The organism is Pseudomonas fluorescens, from assembly GCF_902497745.1.
Taxonomy (GTDB): Bacteria; Pseudomonadota; Gammaproteobacteria; order Pseudomonadales; family Pseudomonadaceae; genus Aquipseudomonas; species Aquipseudomonas fluorescens_BM.
Genome location: NZ_CABVHJ010000007.1, coordinates 289,957 through 309,667, shown reverse-complemented (window position 1 = coordinate 309,667; position 19,711 = coordinate 289,957). Strand labels below are relative to the sequence as shown.

The 19,711-nt window shown below is 60.9% G+C and carries 15 protein-coding genes; 6 read left to right on the top strand and 9 right to left on the bottom strand.

Annotated features, from left to right (window positions below; genetic code table 11):
- Nucleotides 1-338: isochorismatase family protein (locus F8N44_RS31715; protein WP_224794764.1), on the bottom strand; the 338-nt coding region annotated here is incomplete at its 3' end.
- A gap of 101 nt (nucleotides 339-439) precedes the next feature.
- Here F8N44_RS31715 and F8N44_RS13845 point away from each other — a divergent pair.
- From F8N44_RS13845 to F8N44_RS13835, 3 genes are all read left to right on the top strand, one after another.
- A complete protein-coding gene (locus F8N44_RS13845; protein ID WP_150650677.1) occupies nucleotides 440-1,441 on the top strand; it encodes a GlxA family transcriptional regulator in 1,002 nt (333 codons plus the stop codon).
- Nucleotides 1,442-1,721: 280 nt separating this feature from the next.
- Nucleotides 1,722-2,831: a DUF3182 family protein gene (locus tag F8N44_RS13840; protein ID WP_150650676.1), complete on the top strand. Its 1,110-nt coding sequence runs from the start codon at nucleotides 1,722-1,724 to the stop codon at nucleotides 2,829-2,831.
- Nucleotides 2,821-3,579 carry an alpha/beta hydrolase family protein gene (locus F8N44_RS13835; RefSeq protein WP_007917206.1) on the top strand — a complete coding sequence of 253 codons (759 nt, stop codon included), beginning with the start codon at nucleotides 2,821-2,823 and terminating at the stop codon, nucleotides 3,577-3,579. The genes F8N44_RS13840 and F8N44_RS13835 overlap by 11 nt, the downstream gene beginning before the upstream one ends.
- Nucleotides 3,580-3,694: 115 nt before the next feature.
- Here the strand turns inward: F8N44_RS13835 and F8N44_RS13830 are convergent, their stop codons facing one another.
- Genes F8N44_RS13830 through F8N44_RS13815 form a run of 4 tightly spaced genes read right to left on the bottom strand, consistent with a single transcriptional unit; the run spans nucleotide 3,695 to nucleotide 7,669 of the window.
- Nucleotides 3,695-4,681, bottom strand: a complete 987-nt coding sequence (locus tag F8N44_RS13830; protein WP_150650675.1) for a lysylphosphatidylglycerol synthase domain-containing protein — start codon at nucleotides 4,679-4,681, stop codon at nucleotides 3,695-3,697.
- Nucleotides 4,678-5,952: a cardiolipin synthase ClsB gene (clsB, locus tag F8N44_RS13825; RefSeq protein WP_150650674.1), complete on the bottom strand. Its 1,275-nt coding sequence runs from the start codon at nucleotides 5,950-5,952 to the stop codon at nucleotides 4,678-4,680. The genes F8N44_RS13830 and clsB overlap by 4 nt, the downstream gene beginning before the upstream one ends.
- Nucleotides 5,949-6,746: an endonuclease/exonuclease/phosphatase family protein gene (locus F8N44_RS13820; protein WP_150650673.1), complete on the bottom strand. Its 798-nt coding sequence runs from the start codon at nucleotides 6,744-6,746 to the stop codon at nucleotides 5,949-5,951. Before F8N44_RS13820 ends, clsB begins: the two co-directional genes overlap by 4 nt.
- Nucleotides 6,743-7,669, bottom strand: coding sequence for a DUF72 domain-containing protein (locus F8N44_RS13815; RefSeq protein WP_150650672.1), 927 nt, complete (start codon nucleotides 7,667-7,669; stop codon nucleotides 6,743-6,745). Before F8N44_RS13815 ends, F8N44_RS13820 begins: the two co-directional genes overlap by 4 nt.
- Nucleotides 7,670-8,016: 347 nt before the next feature.
- On the opposite strand from F8N44_RS13815, the gene F8N44_RS13810 reads away from it, so the two are divergent.
- The gene (locus F8N44_RS13810) at nucleotides 8,017-10,110 is read left to right on the top strand and encodes a mechanosensitive ion channel family protein (RefSeq protein ID WP_150650671.1); all 2,094 of its coding nucleotides are present in this window, start codon (nucleotides 8,017-8,019) and stop codon (nucleotides 10,108-10,110) included.
- A gap of 115 nt (nucleotides 10,111-10,225) precedes the next feature.
- Here the strand turns inward: F8N44_RS13810 and F8N44_RS13805 are convergent, their stop codons facing one another.
- Nucleotides 10,226-14,512, bottom strand: coding sequence for a DEAD/DEAH box helicase (locus tag F8N44_RS13805; protein WP_150650670.1), 4,287 nt, complete (start codon nucleotides 14,510-14,512; stop codon nucleotides 10,226-10,228).
- A 308-nt stretch (nucleotides 14,513-14,820) separates the two neighbouring features.
- On the opposite strand from F8N44_RS13805, the gene F8N44_RS13795 reads away from it, so the two are divergent.
- Both F8N44_RS13795 and F8N44_RS13790 read left to right on the top strand, forming a co-directional pair.
- The gene (locus F8N44_RS13795; protein WP_150650668.1) at nucleotides 14,821-15,705 is read left to right on the top strand and encodes a sugar nucleotide-binding protein; all 885 of its coding nucleotides are present in this window, start codon (nucleotides 14,821-14,823) and stop codon (nucleotides 15,703-15,705) included.
- Nucleotides 15,698-16,630 (top strand): NAD-dependent epimerase/dehydratase family protein, encoded by a 933-nt coding sequence (locus tag F8N44_RS13790; RefSeq protein ID WP_150650667.1) that lies wholly within the window; start codon nucleotides 15,698-15,700, stop codon nucleotides 16,628-16,630. The genes F8N44_RS13795 and F8N44_RS13790 overlap by 8 nt, the downstream gene beginning before the upstream one ends.
- A 363-nt stretch (nucleotides 16,631-16,993) precedes the next feature.
- Here F8N44_RS13790 and F8N44_RS13785 read toward each other — a convergent pair whose 3' ends face one another.
- The 3 genes from F8N44_RS13785 to F8N44_RS13775 all read right to left on the bottom strand — a co-directional run bounded on the left by F8N44_RS13785 (nucleotide 16,994) and on the right by F8N44_RS13775 (nucleotide 19,710).
- Nucleotides 16,994-17,692, bottom strand: coding sequence for an OmpW/AlkL family protein (locus F8N44_RS13785; RefSeq protein WP_007910962.1), 699 nt, complete (start codon nucleotides 17,690-17,692; stop codon nucleotides 16,994-16,996).
- A 222-nt stretch (nucleotides 17,693-17,914) separates the two neighbouring features.
- The gene (locus tag F8N44_RS13780) at nucleotides 17,915-18,433 is read right to left on the bottom strand and encodes a DUF3299 domain-containing protein (RefSeq protein WP_150650666.1); all 519 of its coding nucleotides are present in this window, start codon (nucleotides 18,431-18,433) and stop codon (nucleotides 17,915-17,917) included.
- A gap of 11 nt (nucleotides 18,434-18,444) precedes the next feature.
- The gene (locus F8N44_RS13775) at nucleotides 18,445-19,710 is read right to left on the bottom strand and encodes an ABC transporter permease (RefSeq protein WP_150650665.1); all 1,266 of its coding nucleotides are present in this window, start codon (nucleotides 19,708-19,710) and stop codon (nucleotides 18,445-18,447) included.
- Nucleotide 19,711 lies beyond the last annotated feature (1 nt).

Sequence of the window (19,711 nt, the reverse complement as noted above, 5' to 3'; positions counted from 1 at the left end):
CCGACCACCACCAGTTCCTTGATGCCTTGTTCGTCGAGGATCGCTTGCAGTTCGGTTTCGCGGAACGAGTTGACGAAGTGCTTGAGCACCACCGGTTCATCGGCGCGGTTGAGCACTTTCGGATGCAGCTTGGCGCCTTCCGAACCCGGGGTGAAAAACGGCGCGTCCGCTGAGGTGAATTCGTGGCGAATGTGTATTACCGAATCACTGTTCTCGCGGAACGCGGCGATCAGCCGGGCGGCATTGTCGGCGGCGGCATCAGCACCGGCCAGCGGCCACTTGCCTTGGGGGAAGTAGTCGTTCTGGATATCGACTACGATGAGCGCTTGCTTGGCCATGGGTGTGTCCTCGATGTATTGGCTGGAAGTGGCTTCAGTATTGGTGCTGACCAGCGATTCGAGGATTGGCCGCACCGACAATAGACAGGGGAAAACTGACAATGGGCGCAGAAAGGGCTGCCATCGCTGAACTGGGCGTGCTGATCTATCCCGGCGCGCAGATGGCAGCGGTGCATGGTTTGACTGATCTGTTTGCGGTGGCCAACCGGATTGCTGCCGAACATCAGGCCGCGCAGTTGCCGGTGCTGCGGGTCAGTCACTGGCAGGTCGAAGGTAATCAGCCGCCAACGCGCACTTACGCCAGTCATGCGAGTGACGACAGCGCTTTGCTGGCGGTGCTGATTCCGCCATCGATCGGCGGGTTCTCGGCGGCGCAGGCGCCGGCCAGCCTGATGCAATGGTTACGGGATCAACATGCCCGCGGTGCGACGCTGGGCGGGGTTTGCGTAGGCTCGCTGATGCTGGCCGAGAGCGGTCTGCTCGATGGCCGCAGTGCTACCACTCACTGGACTTCGGCCAAATCTTTTGCCGAGCGTTACCCGAAGATCAGGCTCAAGGCGGATACGCCGATTGTCGATGACGGCGACTTGATCACCACGGCTGGATTGATGGCTTGGTCGGAACTGGGATTACGTCTGGTCGACAGGTTGCTCGGGCCGAGCATTGCCACCGGCACCGCGCGATTTCTGGTGATCGAGCACAGTGACAGCGCCAGTGAGTGCGGCAGTAACTTCGCGCCGATTCTCGGGCATGGCGATGCGGCGATTCTCAAGGTGCAGCACTGGCTGCAAAGCACCGGTGCGACGGATGTTTCGCTGACGGCGATGGCGGAGCGGGCGGGGTTGGAGAAGCGCACCTTTCTGCGGCGTTTTCGCGCGGCGAGCGGGTTGAAACCGACCGAGTACTGCCAGCATCTGCGGGTGGGCAAGGCACGCGAGATGCTGGAATTCAGCAATGGCACGATCGATCACATTGCCTGGACGGTGGGCTATCAGGATCCGGGCGCGTTTCGCGCGATATTCAAGAAGATCACCGGGCTGGCGCCGAGTGATTATCGGGCGCGGTTTGGTGTGACCCCAAACCCTAAAGCATCCATTACCTAATGTGGGAGCGAGCCTGCTCGCGAAAGCGGTGGATCTGCGAAATTGCTGTCCGCTGACACTACGCCTTCGCGAGCAGGCTCGCTCCCACATTGAATTCCACAGGGCCATAGATCGTGCAAATTGCCTGGATTTTACGGGCCGTCGTGCAGATTGAAACAGGCGTGGTGCCAGCACGATTCTGGCAAGTTTCTGATTGGACTAGGATTTTCGTAGAGCGGCCGTTGGCCTGATCTCTGCACCTCTCATCGCTACAGTCATCGAACCGATGGAAGGGGGACGCATGACCCCGACACCCCGCAGGAAAATCGTCGTCGCCCACTCGGTGCGCGCCGACGCACCGCAACATGAAGTACAGACCAACAAGTCTCTGGCGCGATGGCTGGCGCAGATTCTCGGATGCAAATTCGGCGGCAGCTACGACCCGGACAAACACCGTGGCCGTGACCTGTATCTGCTACCGACGCAAACCATCGTCGGCACGGCCAGCGCTAATCAGCTCGGCATCAAAGGCCCTGATGATCTGTGGGGCGGCTTTGTGGAACATGACTTCATCTGCACCAAAGCCATCAGCCACGGTTTGCGCAGTCATCTGGCCCATGCGCCGCAAGGCTGGTCGCCATTATTTTCCGAGCGCGTGCGTAACGTGGTGCTCGATGGCCTCAGCGTGTTTGCGCTGGAAGATGCGCGGCCTGCTGCCGAGCATTTGCTGTACAGCGGCCCTATTCGCTTGAAGCCGGTTCACGCCTGCGCTGGTCGTGGCCAGGAAGTGATCAAAAGCCTCGACGCCTTCGACGAAATCCTCGCCCGCCCCGACAGTGCAAAGCAGTTCAGCGAGGGCGTAGTGCTGGAACAGGACTTGAGTGATGTCGTCACCCACAGCGTCGGCCAGTCATTCATCGGCGACAAGGTGCTGAGCTACTGCGGCGATCAATACTTGACCAAGGATGCCCACGGCGAAGACGTTTACGGCGGCTCGAACCTGTTGGTGGTGCAGGGTGGCTATGATGATCTGCTGGCGCTGGATCTGGCGGATGATGTGCGCCTGGCCATCGAACAGGCGCAGGTTTTCGACAGCGCCGCCGATGAAGCTTACCCGCGTTTCTACGCTTCACGACGCAACTATGACATCGCCCAAGGCCTGGACAGCAACGGCAAAACCCGCAGCGGCGTGCTCGAGCAATCCTGGCGCATGGGCGGTGCCAGCAGTGCCGAGGTCGCGGCGCTGCAAAGCTTCGTCAACGATCCGGGAATGCGCGCGATTCGTGTGTCTTCGGTAGAAACCTACATCGATCAGCCGCTACCGGCGGACGCCATTGAGGTCTATCGCGGACCGGCTGAGAACAGCGAATTTCTCCTTAAATACGTAACGGTCAAATCCTATGACGGCTAGAAGCGAAAGCATTCAAATCGACATTGATGATGAACAGATGAGCGGGACCTTTCTCAGTCCCAAATCGAAAGTGCCGGGGGTGTTGTTCGTGCACGGTTGGGGCGGTAGTCAGGAGCGTGATCTTGAGCGCGCCAAAGGCATCGCCGGTCTTGGTTGCGTGTGCCTGACCTTCGACCTGCGCGGGCATACCGGCGGCACCGGGATTCCGCTGACCCGCGTTACCCGCGAGGATAACCTGCGTGATTTGCTCGCGGCGTATGACCGCTTGCTCGCGCATCCGGCGCTCGACACCTCGGCGATTGCCGTGGTCGGCACCAGTTATGGCGGTTACCTGGCGGCGATCCTCACCTCGCTACGCCCTGTGCGCTGGCTGGCGTTGCGGGTGCCGGCGCTGTATCGCGACGAGCAATGGCACACGCCCAAGCGTGAACTGGACAAGGCTGATTTGCGTGATTACCGCAGCACGCTGGTGCGCGCGGACACCAATCGCGCCTTGCACGCCTGCTCGCAATTCACCGGGGATGTGTTGTTGGTGGAATCGGAAACCGACGATTACGTGCCTCACGCGGCGATCATGAGTTATCGCGCGGCGTGCCAGCAGACGCATTCACTGACCCACCGGATTATCGACGGCGCCGATCATGCGCTGAGTGAACCGGTGTCGCAGCAGGCGTACACCTCGATTCTGGTGGACTGGATTACCGAGATGGTCGTGGGTGAACGGTTGAGCATCATTCAGTCGGCTTGATCTTTCAGTGTTCTCTCGGACGCCTTCGCGAGCAGGCTCGCTCCCACATTTGGAATGCATTCAACCTGTGGGAGCGAGCCTGCTCGCGAAGAGGGCATCAGCCTCAGCACGCCTCTCAGGAAGGTTTCTTCTCTATTCGCAGCGCCTTGGCCTTGGCCTCAACCACCAAATACATCACCACCGTAATCAACAACGGCAGCAGAAAATAAATCGCCCGATACGCCAACAGTCCCGCCACCAGACTGCCGCGCGAAGCCTCATGTTGCAGCAACGCCACAAACACCGCCTCCAACACCCCAAGCCCCGCCGGAATATGCGTAATGACCCCGGCAATCGCGCTGATCAACAACACCCCCAGCACCAGCGGATAATCCAGTTTGCTCGGCAGCAACGTGAAAATCACCGCCGCCATCAGTGACCAGTTCAACGCCCCCAGCAGCAATTGCAGGACTGCCATACGCAACGACGGCAGGTTGATTTCCACGCCGCGAATCGACCACTCGCGACGTTTGGAAAACTGACACGCGGCCAGATAGCCGACGCTGATCAGCAGCAACAGCACGCCGATGCCTTGCAGCGCACTGCTGCTGATTTTCCAGCCCGGCGGCATTGTCACCAATCCACTGCTGAACACTACGCCAGCAATGGTCATGTAGCCGAACCAGTTGGTCGCCAGGCTCAAACCGAGAATCTTGGCGATGTTGCTTTTGCTCACGCCAAGACGCGAATACAGCCGATAGCGCATGGCGATGCCGCCCACCCACGCGCTCAGGTTCAGGTTGAACGCATAGCTGATGATCCCCACCGGCAGAATCTGTTTCCAGGTCAGGTCCTGGCGAATGTAGGTACGGCCGATCAGGTCGAAACTGGCGTACACCAGAAAGCTCAGCAGTGTCAGGCTGGCGGCGATGATCAGTGTGCGCACCTTGAAGTCGGCGAGGGTTTGCAGCACCTCGGCCCATTCGATGCGCGTGGCGAACATCGTCAGCAACACGATCAGCGCGAGGAAAAACAGCAAGGTCAACGGGCGTTTCCAGCGGCTCCATTTCGAGTGCGTTGCTGGCGCCGAATGCTGGGCGGAATGCACCTCGGAATGGCTCATGAGCGGTCACCTCGAAACGGCTTGAGTCTTGGTTTGTGCGCTGGCAGCCAACCGGCCATCGCCGGGAAATGCCGCAGGAAGTGGAACACCAGAAAACCTACGGTCATGTGCCAGATGCGGCCACGCGGCGACTTGCTGGGGTCCATGGCTTTGCAATGGTTTTGACTGAGGTCTTCGAGGCGTTCGAACAGATGCTGATTGAACGCGCGGTCGCGGATCAGCACGTTGGCTTCGAGGTTGAGCGACAGGCTCAGCGGGTCGAGATTGCTTGAGCCGACGGTGCTCCATTCGTCGTCAACCAGCGCGACTTTGCCGTGCAGCGGGCGCTGACAATATTCGTGAATCTGTACGCCGGCCTTGAGCAAATAATCGTAGGTCATGCGCGCGGCGAGTTTGGCCACCAGCATGTCCGGCTGGCCTTGCAGAATCAGCCGCACTTCGACCCCGCGCCGCGCTGCATTGCGGATTTCCCTTAGCAAGCGGTAACCGGGGAAGAAGTAGGCGTTGGCGATTACCACGCGGCGTTTGGCACGGCGCAGTACCTGTAAATACACGTCTTCGATGTCGGAGTGGTGCTGGTCGTTATCGCGGAAGACCAGGCGCACCTGACCATCGTGATCAGTGAAGGCCATCTCGGCGCGACGCTGGCGCCGGCGTTGCCACCAGAAGCGTGCACGACCGGGACGACCACTTTGCAGTAGGGCGAAGTGGTGAATGTCGGCGACCGCTGGCCCCTGCACTTGCACCGAGTAGTCCTGCTTGGCTTCGGGGCCGAAATCGGCCAGGTGATCGCCGGAAAAGTTGATCCCGCCAATGAACGCGATCAACCCGTCGACCACCACGATCTTGCGGTGCAAACGACGGAACCAATTGGTGCGGATACCCAGACGTTTCGGTGCCGGGTCAAAGATTTGCAGGTGTACGCCGGCTTCGCTCAGCGCGGTCAGATAACCGGTAGTCAACTCACCGCAACCGAAACCGTCGAGACTGACCGTGGTGCGCACACCGCGCCGGGCAGCGTCGATCAGAATCTCCTGTAATTCGGCACCGACCTTGTCTTCGAAAACGATAAAGGTCTCGAGGAGGATTTCACTCTTCGCCGCGCGCATCGCTTCGAACACCCGCGGGAAATATTCCTCACCGTTTTCCAGCAACTCGACCCGATTGTTGCCCTGCCAGCGGTACTCGACATCAACGTGGCCGGGCTCGCGGATCGGCGGGTTGATGGCGATCGGTTCCACGGCGGATTTCTCCAGCGGCGCGCTGCTCATAGTTCGATCTCTACCGATAAAGGAACGTGGTCGGAAAGGTGCGACCATGGCCGGTTCGCCAGGACTTTCGGCTGGCTGGCCTTGAGGTTGCGCACGTAAATACGATCCAGCCGAAGTGCTGGCAGGCGCGCCGGAAAACTGCGCGCCGGCTTGCCTTGATGCTCGGCGAACACCTCGCGCAGGCCACAGGGTTTTAGTTGCACATCGGCGCGCTGGCGCCAGTCGTTGAAGTCGCCCGCGACAATCACCGGTGCGTCATCCGGCAGCTCCGCTAGGCGTTGCATGAGCAAATCCAGCTGGGCGTTGCGATGACTTTCGCGCAGACCCAAATGCACGCAGATGGCATGCACTTCGGTGCCGTCACCGGGCAGGCGCAGCACGCAATGCAGCAGGCCACGGTTCTCATGGCCGGTGATTGAAACATCAAGGTTGTCGTGGCGGATGATCTGGAATTTCGACAGCAGTGCGTTGCCGTGGTCACCCTCCGGGTACACCGCGTTGCGCCCGTAGGCGAACTGCGGCCAGAGGCTGTCGGCGAGGAATTCATATTGCGGCATCGTCGGCCAGTTGCTGTAGCGCTTGGGATGATGCTCATGGGTGCCATGGACTTCCTGCAGGAACACCACATCGGCGGCAACGCTGCGCACCGCTTCGCGCAGTTCCGGCAGGATGAAGCGCCGGTTGAGCGCGGTAAAACCCTTGTGGGTGTTGACCGTCAGCACGGTGAAGGTGCGCACAGAAGGCGCGACCACCGAGCCTTCATCCGTGAAGCCGACCGGTTCTGGAATGCTCATGCCAACACTCCTTCGCCAGCAGGTTCGCCGGGGCGGGTGGCGAGGTTTTTATCCAGTTCGAAGCGATGTAGCAGATCGCGGGCGTCATAGGGCGCGCGGACTTTGATGTCGTTGTCGAAGTAGCAGAACACTTCGCGGGATTTGCGCGCGCGCGGCTTCAGGCGTGGTGCAATCAAATGCGCATCTTTGGGTTGCTCGCCGTGGTGCCAGGCGTCAATGCGTTCAGCCCAGCGCTTGAGGGCCGGGGCGGTGTAGCCGCTGGCGTAGAGTTCTTCGGCACCGTGCAGGCGCAGATAAACAAAGTCGCTGGTGAGATCTTCGCGATACGGCCATTTGTTGGCGGTGTCGGCGATCACCAGCGCGGTGTTGTGGCGTTTCAACAAGCGCACGAATTGCGGATCGATGAAGCTTTCGTTGCGGATTTCCACCGCGTGGCGCAACGGTTTCTTGCGCCAGGCTTTCAGGCTCGCGTGGCCGTGCAGGTGCGAGTCATGCTGATGGGCGAGGGTGGCGGCGGCTTCGGTGTCGTGGGGCAGTAGCGCGAGGAAATGTTCGAAGCGCTCGGGATCGAATTTGAAGTTTGGCGGGAATTGCCAAAGGATCGGGCCAAGTTTTTCCTTGAGTTCCAGCACCCCGGAGGCAAAGAAATTGGCCAGCGGTTTTTCGATCTCGCGCAAGCGACGGATGTGGGTGATAAAACGCGGGGCTTTGACGCTGAAGACGAAATCGTCGGGTGTTTCGGCGTACCACTGCGCATAGCGTTCGGGCCGTTGCAGGGCGTAGAACGATCCATTGATTTCGATGCTGTTGACCGCCCGCGACGCGAACTGCAATTCGCGTTTTTGCGCCAGTCCCTTGGGGTAGAAGTCCCCGCGCCACGGTGCGTAGCGCCAGCCGGAAATACCGATGTGAATCGTTGCCATGCCGCCCTCCCGTCGAAAGTCCTCGTGTTGCCGGTATCTTTTGATGACTGCGGGCGGTGCGGGAAAGTTTCGATGGTATTACGGACGGTCACGTCTTAAGGCCTAAGATCAAAAGCGCTCCCCCTCACCCCAACCCTCTCCCCCAAGGGGGCGAGGGGGAAGGGAGCCGATCTTCAGGGTTCTCAGGATTCGAATTCGACTCAGGACTTTCAGATCGGTGCAGTCAGATCAGGCAACTCGGTCAGTTCCCTCTCCCTCTGGGAGAGGGCTAGGGTGAGGGCGCTCTTGAACTTGCTGTGCAATTACCGATCAGTTCCTTACAGGTTCAGCCAAGGGAGATCGGAGTTTTGGTCAAGTTCAGGATCGCCATTCTGCTGGGAGCATTGCTGTTTCTCGGTGCCAGTGAAATCGACGCCGCCGCGCTACCGGGCATCCCGGCCGCCACCGAAGAAGCGGCCAAACCCGAACCGATTGTGCAGGGTGGTCTGCTCGGTGCAATCAGTTCGAGCATCGACGACGTACAGGACAAACTCGATCTCAACGAACATTTGGTCGACGCCTGGCGCCTGCGTGCCGACCGTGCAGCCGATGAAGTCGACAAACTGGTCAACCAACCGTCGAATCGCTCTGGCTGGAGCGTCGCTGGGGATTTTCTTACGCTATCGGGCGTCTGGCTCGGTAGTTTCGCGTTATTGACCGTATTGGGCAGTCTGTTGGCCAAGCGCCTGCGTCAGGGCCGCTGGTTGCGCACCCGTCAGCGCAGCCAGGATTTGCTCGGTTACTTGCTGCCCTACACCGTGCCGGCGCTGATCTGTCTGCCGCTGACCCTGTACGTCAGCCATTTTCTACAGGCCTCAGTGGGACGCGCGCTGGCGCTGTGTCTGGCCTACGCCACCAGCAGCGGCATCTTTTCCACTTCGATGTTGCTGTGCGTGGTGGTGATGTTCAACGTCGGCCATAAACGTCCGGCGGCGCGGATCATTCGTGATTATTGCCCGCGTCCGCTGTTCCTGATCGGCTTCCTCGCTGCTCTCAGTGATGCGCTGACCAGCCCGCAGATCGCCCGTCAATTGGGTGGCAATATCACCAGCAGCGTCGCGGTGTTTACCGGGTTGGTCGCCTCGATCATTTTCGGTTTGCTGGTGATTCGCCTGCGTCGCCCAGTGGCACACCTGATCCGCAATCGCTCGCTGAGCCAACGGCTGAAACAGCCCTCGTTGCAGGAGTCGTTGCGGATTTTTTCCGGGTTGTGGTATTGGCCGATCGTGCTGATGGTGCTGGTCTCGGCGGTAAATCTGATCGGCATCGGCGAGGACAATCAGAAAGCTTTGCGCTGCGCGCTGTTCACCACAGTGCTGCTGATCGGCACGGTGTTCCTCAGCACGATCCTGCAGCATCTGTTCAAGTCACGAAAGGCAGAAGCAATCCAGCGCAGCAGTGCCTACAAGGAGCGGTTTCTCAGCCTGTTGCACGCCTTGCTGCGGATTGTCATCGCCATTGCTTTCATCGATATTCTCGGGCGGATCTGGGGCGTGTCGTTGCTCGATTTCGCTCAGAGCAGCACGGTCGGCCGTGCGATCAGCAACGCGCTGAGCAGCATCGGTCTGATCTTCCTGGTGACGTGGTTACTGTGGGTGGTACTCGACACGGCGATTCAGGAAGCGCTGAAACCGCCGGTCAGCAAGCGCGGCGCACGCCAGCCAAGTACGCGGGTAAAAACCATCCTGCCGCTGTTGCGCAACGCGATCAAAATCATCCTCGTGGTGATCTGCGCGATCACCACCATGGCTAACCTGGGGATCAACGTTGCGCCACTGCTGGCTGGTGCCGGGGTGGTCGGCCTGGCCATCGGTTTCGGTTCGCAGCAACTGGTGCAGGACGTGATCACCGGGCTGTTCATCATCATCGAAGATACCCTGTCGATTGGTGATTGGGTGGTGCTCGATTCCGGGCATGCCGGCACGGTCGAAGGGCTGACCATTCGTACTTTGCGTCTGCGCGACGGCAAGGGTTTTGTGCACTCGGTGCCGTTCGGCCAGATCAAGGCTGTGACCAATCAATCGCGGCAGTTTGCCTTTGCGTTTTTCTCGGTGCAGTTCACTTATGACACGGACGTGGATAAAGCCATCGAGCTGATCCGCGAGACTGGAGATTCGATCCGCGAAGACCCGTTCCTCAAGTACAACCTGCAAGGGCCGCTGGATGTGTTTGGCGTCGACAAGATGGATTTGAACGGCGTGGTGCTGACGGCGCAGTTCCGTACGGTGTCCGGTGGGCAATATGCGGTGAGCCGGGCGTTCAACCAGCGTTTGAAGAAGCTTGTGGATAACAGCCCGGTGGTGCACTTCGCGCAGACTTATCCACAGCAGGTTTTGTTGCCGAAGCGGTCGCAGGAGGGGGCAGTGGTGGCGAGCGAGGTGCCGCAGGAATCGCGGACTTAACGCAAGATTATGTGGGGCAGTGCCGGCCTCTTCGCGAGCAAGCTCGCTCCCACAGGGGGAACGCGATCAAACTGTGGGAGCGAGCCTGCTCGCGAAGACGTCAGCCCAAACACCCTCAATGCCGGATCAGCTTGCTGCGCACCTGCTCCATACAAATCTGATCCAGCTCCAGCCAGAATTGCTGCTTACCGGCAATCTCCGCCGCCGCCGGCAACCCATCGCGATACACCAACCGATTACTCACCAGTGCCGGCACTTTCACCCCCGGCAACAACGTCCCGGCCAGGTTCAGCGGATCGACCCCGCACACCGCGACCAGACTGCCGTCATGCGGCCGCCGTCGAACTTCGCGCAACAACGGAATCGCTTCGGGCAAGGCAAACTGTTCCCCCGCCAAGCCACTGACAAACCGCCCGCCGCGAATCTCGCCGCGCGCTTCCAGCCGATGAAACGTGCGCAGCAATTCGCGCCAACTCGGCAACCAGTCCGCCTCACGCTCCAGCAAACGCCAGAACACCACGCCATAGCGGCGCAGCAAGGTCATGGCTACGTGCTCTAGCGCCTCGCTGTTATCCACAGCCGCCCCGCGCCGCAGCAAGGCCCAGCGCCCGGCATCATCCATCCCACCGATGAACGCCCCGCGCCCGCGACGACTGCTGCGCTGCTGGCGCTTGCTCGCCGGGGTGATCAGCGCGCGCAGGCCGGCGAAGCTGTCGGCGTTCACCAACCCGGCGCCGACCAGTTCCTGCAAGGCAATCTCCAGTTCGGTGCGCAGCAGATGTGCTTCATGAATCAACTCATCGAAAAACAGTGCGCCCTGCTGACTCAATGCTTCGAACACCTTCTGGGTTTTCGGCGAGAGTTCGCTCACCGGCGTCTGTTCAGCCAACGCACTCCACAAACCGACCTGACTGCGCGGCAGCAATACAATCGGCGTGCTGCGCAACGCCGTGCCGCTGATTTTTTGCCGGGCACTGAGGCGCGTCCATACCAGTCTGCCGTTGCGGCACAGATCATCCAGCCAGCTCGGCGAATAATCCTTGAGCCGCGCCGGGAGAATGTCGCTGTCCCACGCTGAAGCCGCCGCCGCGTAGCCTTCGAACTGGCTGACAATCTCTGGTAACACGGTGCTGCCCTGACCGCGTGTCGAAGGCGAGAGATGCTGCCAGTCGAACAGAAACCGCATGAAATCCTGCAGCGCTACCGGTTCGATTTCCCGGCGCAGGCGTTTGACCGTGTAGCGATGAATGCGCGCGAGCAAATGCCGTTCGCACCATTCCTCAACGTTGACCTTGGGCGTGAATTGACCGCGCAGCACGTAACCTTCGCGCTCCAGTTGCGCGAGGGCTTGATGGACTTGAGCGGCCGGCAGCGCCAGCGGCTCGGCAATGGCGGATAACGGCAGAGGGCCGAACGCACCGAGACGGGCGCGGAGCACTTCGACCAGCGCCTCATCGAAAGTCCAGGCTTCATCGAACCCCGGTAACGCCTCCAGTTCGTCTTGCAATTTGGCCTGTGGATAAAGCGCTTGCAGACAGGTCAGGCGTTCGCGCGCGAACCACAAGCCATGCTCCGGGTCGATCTGCAAATGACCGGCGCGACCGCTGCTGGACAGGGTTTCCAGCCACTCTCGCCAGCCTTCGTTCGCTTGCACTTCCGCCTCGCTGATACACGCCAGGCTCATCAGCGCTTCATGCATTTCATCCACAGCATTCGGCGTCGGCCAGGCTTCTTCGCGCACCGCGTTAATGGCGTCCGCATCCAGCGCACCGAGATCATCGGTCGATTGCGGATCGCTCCAGCGCCGGTTGATCACCGCTTGCGTACGCCGTTCTTCCAACGGAGCATCGTCGAGAAAGCTGTACGGCCGCGCACTGAGGATTTCTGCCGCGAGCGGCGAGGGCGCCGGCAGATCACGACTGATCAAACGCACCTCGCCACGCTCCATGCGCCGCAACAGATTGAGCCAGCCTTCGCTGTCCATCGCCTCGTGCAGGCAATCGTCCAGCGTCTGTTCGATCAGCGGATGCTCGGGGATTTCCCGCTCACCGGCGAGGTTTTCCAGGCAGGCGATCTGATCGGGAAACACGCTGGCAATCAGATCTTCGCTTTTCATCCGCTGCAACTGCGGCGCGACTTTGCGTCCGCCGGTAAAACGCGGCAATGCCAGCGCCACCCCGGCATTCCAGCGCCAGCGCACGCCGAACAGCGGCGCATCGAGTACCGCTTGAATGAGGACGTGCTCGGCGCTGTTGCTGTGCAGGTAGCGCCAGATGTCATCGAGTTCAAAACTGTGGCTGGTGGACAGCGACAGCACGATCGCGTCTTCGCTGGCGGCCGCCTGCAATTCGAAATTGAAGGTGCGGCAGAATCGCTTGCGCAGGGCCAGACCCCAGGCGCGGTTGATGCGGCTGCCGAACGGCGAGTGGATGATCAATTGCGTGCCGCCGGACTCGTCGAAAAAACGCTCCATCAAAAGTGTGTCTTGCGAGGGCAGGGCGCCGAGGGTCTGGCGGGCGCGGGCGAGGTATTCAACCAGTTGTTCGGCGCTGGCGCGGTTGAGGCCGAGGGTCTGCGTCAGCCAGTCGAGCGCGGGTTGCAAGTCTCCGGGGCTGGCGCCGAGCAACGCGTCGAGCTGTGCTTGCAGGCGCGCCACGGCGAACGACAATTCATCGCTGCGCCCCGGCGCTTCGCCGAGCCAGAACGGAATGGTTGGCGGCTGGCCGTGGGCATCCTCGACCCGCACCTTGCCGGTTTCCACGCGCAGAATACGATAGGACGTGTTGCCGAGCTGGAACACGTCGCCAGCGATACTTTCTACGGCGAAGTCTTCGTTGACGCTGCCGATGTTCAGGCCTTGCGGCTCGAGCATCACGCTGTAGTCGGCATTATCGGGAATGGTGCCGCCGCTGGTTACGGCGGTCAGTTGCGAACCACGCCGCCCCCGCAAAGTGCGGCTGACGGCGTCGCGGTGCAGGTACGCGCTGCGGATGCCCTGGCGACCGTTGTAGCCTTCGGCGAGCATGCTCAGCAGGGCCTGATAGTGTTTTTCGTCAAGGTCACGGTAGGGCGAGGCTTGGCGGAACATCGCGAGCAAGGCGTCCTCCGGCCATTCCTGACAACTGACTTCGGCGATGATTTGCTGGGCCAAAACATCCAGCGGCGCGACGGGAATGTGCAGGGTATCGAGTTCGCCACGGCGCACGCAGTCGAGCAGGGCGGCGCATTCGATCAGGTCGTCGCGGGTGGTGGCAAACAACCGACCCTTGGGCGTACCGCCGACCTGGTGCCCGGAACGGCCGACCCTTTGCAGAAAACCGGCGATGGAACGGGGCGAGGCGATCTGACAGACCAGATCGACTTCGCCGATATCGATACCCAGTTCCAGCGAGGCGGTGGCGATCAACACCTGCAACTCGCCGCGCTTGAGCCGTTGTTCGGCGTCGAGACGGAACTCCTTGGCCAGACTGCCGTGGTGCGCGGCTACCGCGTGCTTGCCAAGGCGTTCGCTGAGGTGCCGGCTCAGGCGTTCGGCCAAGCGTCGCGTGTTGACGAAAATCAGCGTGGTGCGGTGCTCGCGGGCGAGTTCGGCGAGGCGGTCGTAGACCAGCTCCCAGACATCGTTGGCCATGACTGCCGACAACGGCACGGGCGGCACCTCGATGCCCAGATCCCGTGGTCGGGCGTGGCCGATATCGATGATTTCGCAGGGGCGCTCATGACCGACCAGAAATTGCGCCACGGCTTCGACCGGTTTCTGCGTGGCGGACAGGCCGATGCGGGTCAGCGGTTCGGCGCAAAGCGCCTGCAGGCGCTCAAGGCTCAACGCCAGGTGACTGCCGCGTTTGCCGGCGGCTATCGCGTGGATTTCATCGATGATCACGGTGCGCGTGGTGCCGAGCATTTTTCGCCCGGATTCCGAGCCGAGTAGAACGTAAAGCGACTCCGGTGTGGTCACCAGAATGTGCGGTGCCGATTTGCGCATGGCCGCACGTTCTTTCTGCGGCGTGTCACCGGTGCGCACAGCGGTGGTGATTTGCAGCTCGGGCAGGTTCATCTGCCGCAGTTGCCCGGTAATTCCGGCCAGCGGGTTTTGCAGGTTGATGCGGATGTCGTTGGACAGCGCTTTCAATGGCGAGACGTAGACCACCAGGGTTTCGTCGGGCAGGCCGTCGGGGTTTTCCAGGCCACGGTGGACGAGGTCGTCGAGCACGGCGAGAAACGCGGTGAGGGTTTTGCCCGAGCCGGTGGGCGCGGCGATCAGCGTCGAGCGGCGCTGGCGGATCAACGGCCATGCGCGGGCCTGGGCGGCGGTAACCGTCGGGAACGTGTTGCTGAACCAGGCGCTGACGGCGGGGTGAAAGCCTGCCAGGGCCGCGTCCGTGGGGATGGGCAGATTCATGGATTAAGTTATGCGGGTGCAGGGGGGAAGATGCAAGTACCGCTCAGGATCTTCAGCGTCTAGGCGGGCCTCTTCGCGAGCAAGCTCGCTCCCACAGTGGATTTCTGTAAGCCGCAGACCTCTTGTGGGAGCGAGCTTGCTCGCGAAGGGGCCAGTTGCCACGACACAAATCCCGGCGATGTACACTTTACGGATGACGGTTGCGCACTAAACCCGCAAAATGCAACGATTCCGGCAATTATCGACGACGGTTCCACAAGAGCCGTCGCTAAAGCCATCGTTCCAATCAGACTGGGCCTGCTGACTCTATGCGAATGCGCCTTATGTTACTGGGCGGCGGAAATGCCCTTGGGCAGGCGCTGATTCGCCTCGGTGCGGAGGAAGACATCGGTTTCCTCGCCCCCCGCCCGCCCGAAAACGGCTGGGATGCCGCGAGCCTGACCCAATTGCTCGACGACACCCGTCCCGATGCATTGATCAACCTCGCCTACTATTTCGACTGGTTCCAGGCCGAAACCGTCAGCGAAAGCCGCATGGCCGGGCAGGAACGCGCGGTTGAGCGTCTGGCCGAACTGTGCCAGCACCACAACATCGTCCTTGTGCAGCCCTCCAGTTATCGAGTGTTCGATGGTTCGCGCGCCACGGCGTACAGCGAAAAAGACGAACCGGTGCCACTGGGCTTGCGCGGTCAAGCGTTGTGGCGCATCGAACAAAGCGTTCGCGCCACTTGCCCGCAACATGTCCTGCTGCGTTTCGGCTGGCTGCTCGATGACAGCCCGGACGGCACCCTCGGACGTTTTCTCGCCCGCGCCGAACAACCTGAAGAATTGCTCCTGGCCGATGACCGTCGTGGCAATCCGACGCCGGTCGATGATGCCGCGCGAGTGATCATTTCGGTGCTCAAACAACTTGATTGCGCCGCGCCGCTGTGGGGCACTTACCATTACGCAGGCCACGAAGCGACCACGCCGCTGGCGCTGGGGCAAGCGATTCTGACCGAAGCACGCAGCCTGCATGCGCTGGCTATCGAAGCACCGACCGCCCAGGCCCACGCCGCGCGGCCGGACGCTGCCGAGGAACCGCAACACGCGGTGCTGGCCTGCAAGAAAATTCTGCACACTTTCGGGATCAAGCCGCGCGCCTGGCGTGCTGCACTCCCGGGCTTACTGGACAGGTTCTACCGTCATGGCTAAAGGGACTGTATTAATCACCGGGGGAGCCGGTTTCATTGGCTCGCACCTGACCGATGCGTTGCTCGCTGCCGGGCATTCGGTGCGCATCCTCGACGACTTGTCGACTGGCAAACGCAGCAACCTGCCGCTGGACAATCCGAAGGTTGAACTGATTGTTGGTGACGTCGCTGATGCGGCGCTGGTGGCCAAGGCCATGCACGGCTGCAGCGCGGTCGCTCACCTGGCGGCTGTGGCGTCGGTGCAGGCGTCGGTGGACGATCCGGTGAAGACTCACCAGAGCAACTTCATCGGCACGCTGAACGTCTGCGAAGCCATGCGTCTGGCCGGCGTCAAGCGCGTGGTGTATGCCTCCAGTGCGGCGGTGTACGGCAACAACGGAGAGGGCGAGTCGATTGATGAGGACACGCCCAAAGCGCCACTGACGCCTTACGCCGCGGACAAGTTGGCGGGCGAGCATTATTTCGATTTCTATCGTCGCCAGCATGCGCTGGAGCCAGTGATTTTCCGCTTCTTCAACATTTTTGGCCCGCGTCAGGATCCGTCCTCGCCGTATTCCGGGGTGATCAGCATCTTCAGCGAACGCGCGCAGAAAGGCTTGCCGATTACCGTGTTCGGCGATGGTGAACAGACGCGTGATTTCCTTTATGTCGAAGATCTGGTCGATCTGCTGGTGCAGGCGATCGAAAAGCCTGAGGTGGAGGTCGGTGCGGTGAACGTCGGCTGGAATCAGTCGATGAGCCTCAAGCAGATGCTTGAAGCACTGCAAGCGGTAGTCGGTGAGCTGCCGCCCGTCAGCTACGGCCCGGCGCGTTCCGGCGACATCCGGCATTCGCGGGCGAACAACGCTCGTTTGCTGGAGCGCTTCAAGCTGCCGCAGCAGACGGCGATGAGTGTGGGGCTGGCGCGGTTGCTCGGTCGCTCCTGAAAATCCCCTCACCCTAGCCCTCTCCCAGAGGGAGAGGGGACTGACCGAGGTGTTCTTTCGAGTTACACCGACGTGAAATACCGAGTCGAACTCAGGTTTGAAAGGCACCCAAATCGGCTCCCTTTCCCCCTCTCCCTGAGGGAGAGGGCTGGGGTGAGGGGGATGATCAACTCACGCTACACAATTGCGGCAAACATGAAAAAGGCGCCCTTTGACAGGCGCCTTTTTCACGGCCGGAATATGTCGCTATTCCTGTGGCGAGGGGATGTTATCCCCCGATCAACTGCGTACGGTCGCCGTCAGTTCTATGCCTGCTCACCACCAAGCCTCATTCACCACCACGTGAACGTTCGGTAACTCGACTTAGAACTTATAGCCCAAACCAACCATGTAGATGAACGGATCGACGTCGACGTTGACCCGTGCGCGAGTGCCCGGTGCAACGGCGTTGTTCTCGACGGTGGCGCGGGTGTCGATGTCGATGTAACGCACTTGGGCGTTGAGCATGATGTTATCGGTCAGCATGTAGTCGGCACCGACCTGCCAGGCCAGACCCCATGAGTTTTTCGCCTTGAAGTTGCTGAAACCGTTGGCGCTGGCTTCGCTGCCGACGTGTTCGTCATAGATCCAGGTGTAGTTGATGCCACCGCCGACGTAAGGCTGGAACGGCGACTTCGAATCCAGCGGGTAGTAGACAACGCTGAGAGTTGGCGGCAGGTGTTTCAGGGTGCCGAGCTTGCCATTGGCCGCTGGCAGGGCAGTGCCCTTGAGCTTGACGTCATGCTCGAACGGCGTGGCCGCGAGCAACTCGAGGCCGACGTGATCGGTGAGCATGTAGGCGAAGTTCAGACCCAGTTGGGTGTCGCTGCTCATGGTCGCCTTGCCGCCCAGATTGGTGCCGCTCAACGGACCCTGATCGACCTTGACGCTGGAGCTGTCGGCCTTCGGGTTGACGGTGATCGCACCGGCGCGGATGAGGATGTCACCGGCTTCGTGGGCGTGGGCGAGCGGGGCTGCGAGCGCAAGGGCAAACAGCGAAGCGCTGAGCAAGGACTTGTTCATGGGGGCTCCGAAAGGACGTTAGAAATGTCTGATGTCCTATGGTACGAAGCCAACTGATACGGTCTTTTGACTCAGCTCAATGAAACAGTGAAGGGGCAGATTTCTGTGGAACCTTGAGGGCCTCTTCGCGAGCAGGCTCGCTCCCACCCTGGAATGTGATCACCTGTGGGAGCGAGCCTGCTCGCGAAGACGATAGATCAGCCAATACAGAACTACCGGGATTCACTCCGGCAGCTCATACACATAGATCTTGTCGGCATCCATCTGATACCCGGCATCCGCCAGCTCGCTGCTCGACGCCTTGACCTGCAACGGCCCTTCGACCCAGTACGGCTGATACAGCTCATCGAGCTTCACGCCCAACTCGCTTTTGACATGCACAATCTGGTTCGACGGCGGTGGCGGCACATGGATGCAGGCGCCGAAATAAGGCACCAGCAAAAAGTCTGTGGTGCGCCCTTCTTCGTTGACTTCCAGCGGCACGATGTAGCCCGGCAAACGAATGTTCTGCCCGTCGAGCGACTTCACCACCGGCGCATTCGGCATGTCCTGCTTCGCCGCTGGCGCCGCCTCGGCAGACAACGCATCGCCCATCTTCGACAGGTCGTGCAGTGGGGTCATGTTCGGCACTTCCGGCGCGGCGTCCGGCGGAATCATTTCCGACCACGTCAGGTCTTTCGGCGCCGCTGCCCACACGGGTAGGGCGATCAGCAACAGCAGCGCGAGTGCAGCGCGGGGCATGGTGAACATCCTCATAAACGGATCGACAGGCCATCGGCCAGGGATTGGCGATAAGCGCGCCAGGCCGGCACGCTGCCCATCAGCAGCGCGGCCGCCAGAATGCCACCGAGCAGCGTCCATTCATACTCGCTCGGCCATGCCAGCGGCAGATACAAACCGTAATTGGCCTGCACGTAACCCTGCGCAGCGGCGATGCCAACGTACAGCAGCGCTACCCCGGCGATCACCCCGGTCAGCGCCAGTGCGAAAGCTTCGAGCACCAGCAGACTTGCGATGTGCCACGGCCGCGCACCGACCGAACGTAGAATCGCCATCTCGCGGCGACGTTCGTTGAGGCTGGTAAGGATTGCCGTGAGCATGCCGATCAACCCGGTCAGCACCACGAACAATGAGACCACGAACAGCGCTTTTTCGGCGGTGCTCATCAGGCTCCACAACTCCTGCAGGGCCACGCCCGGCAGGATCGCCAGCATCGGTTCGCCACGGAATTCATTGATTTCGCGTTGCAATGCAAACGTGGAGATTTTGCTGTTGAGGCCGAGCATAAACGCGGTGATTGCTTGCGGCGTCAGGTCCATGTTGCGGGCCTGATCCGCCGTGATCCGGCCGTTACCTCGCGCGGGCACACCGTTGTGCCAGTCGATGTGAATCGCCTCCATGCCGCCGAGGCTGATGTGCAGCGTGCGATCGACCGGGGTGCCGGTGCGCTTGAGAATGCCGACCACGGTGAACGGTTTGTCATCGTGTTTGACCAGGCTGATTGCCGCCACACCGTGGGCCAGCACCAGTTGGTCGCCTAGCTTGTAGTGCAGCGCGCCGGCCACTTCCGCACCGAGCACCACTTCAAAAGGATCGGTGGCAAACGCACGACCGTCGGCCAATTCCAGATGCTGCTGGCGACCGTACTGGTAATGCTCGAAATACGCTTCAGTGGTGCCCATCACCCGGTAACCACGATGCGAGTCGCCGAGGGACATCGGGATCGCCCACTTCACTTTCGGGTTGCTGGCGAAGTGTTCGAAGCTGTCCCAGCGAATGTTGTTGGTGGCATTGCCGATGCGGAACACCGAGTACAGCAGCAGGTTTACCGAGCCGGAGCGCGCGCCGACGATCAGGTCGGTGCCGCTGATGGTGCTGGCGAAACTGGCTTTGGCCTCGGTGCGTACCCGCTCAACGGCGAGCAACAAGCAAACCGATAGAGCGATCGCAAATGCGGTGAGCAGAGCAGTAAAGCGGCGGTTGGCCAGGCTGGCCATGGCCAAACGAAACAGATACATC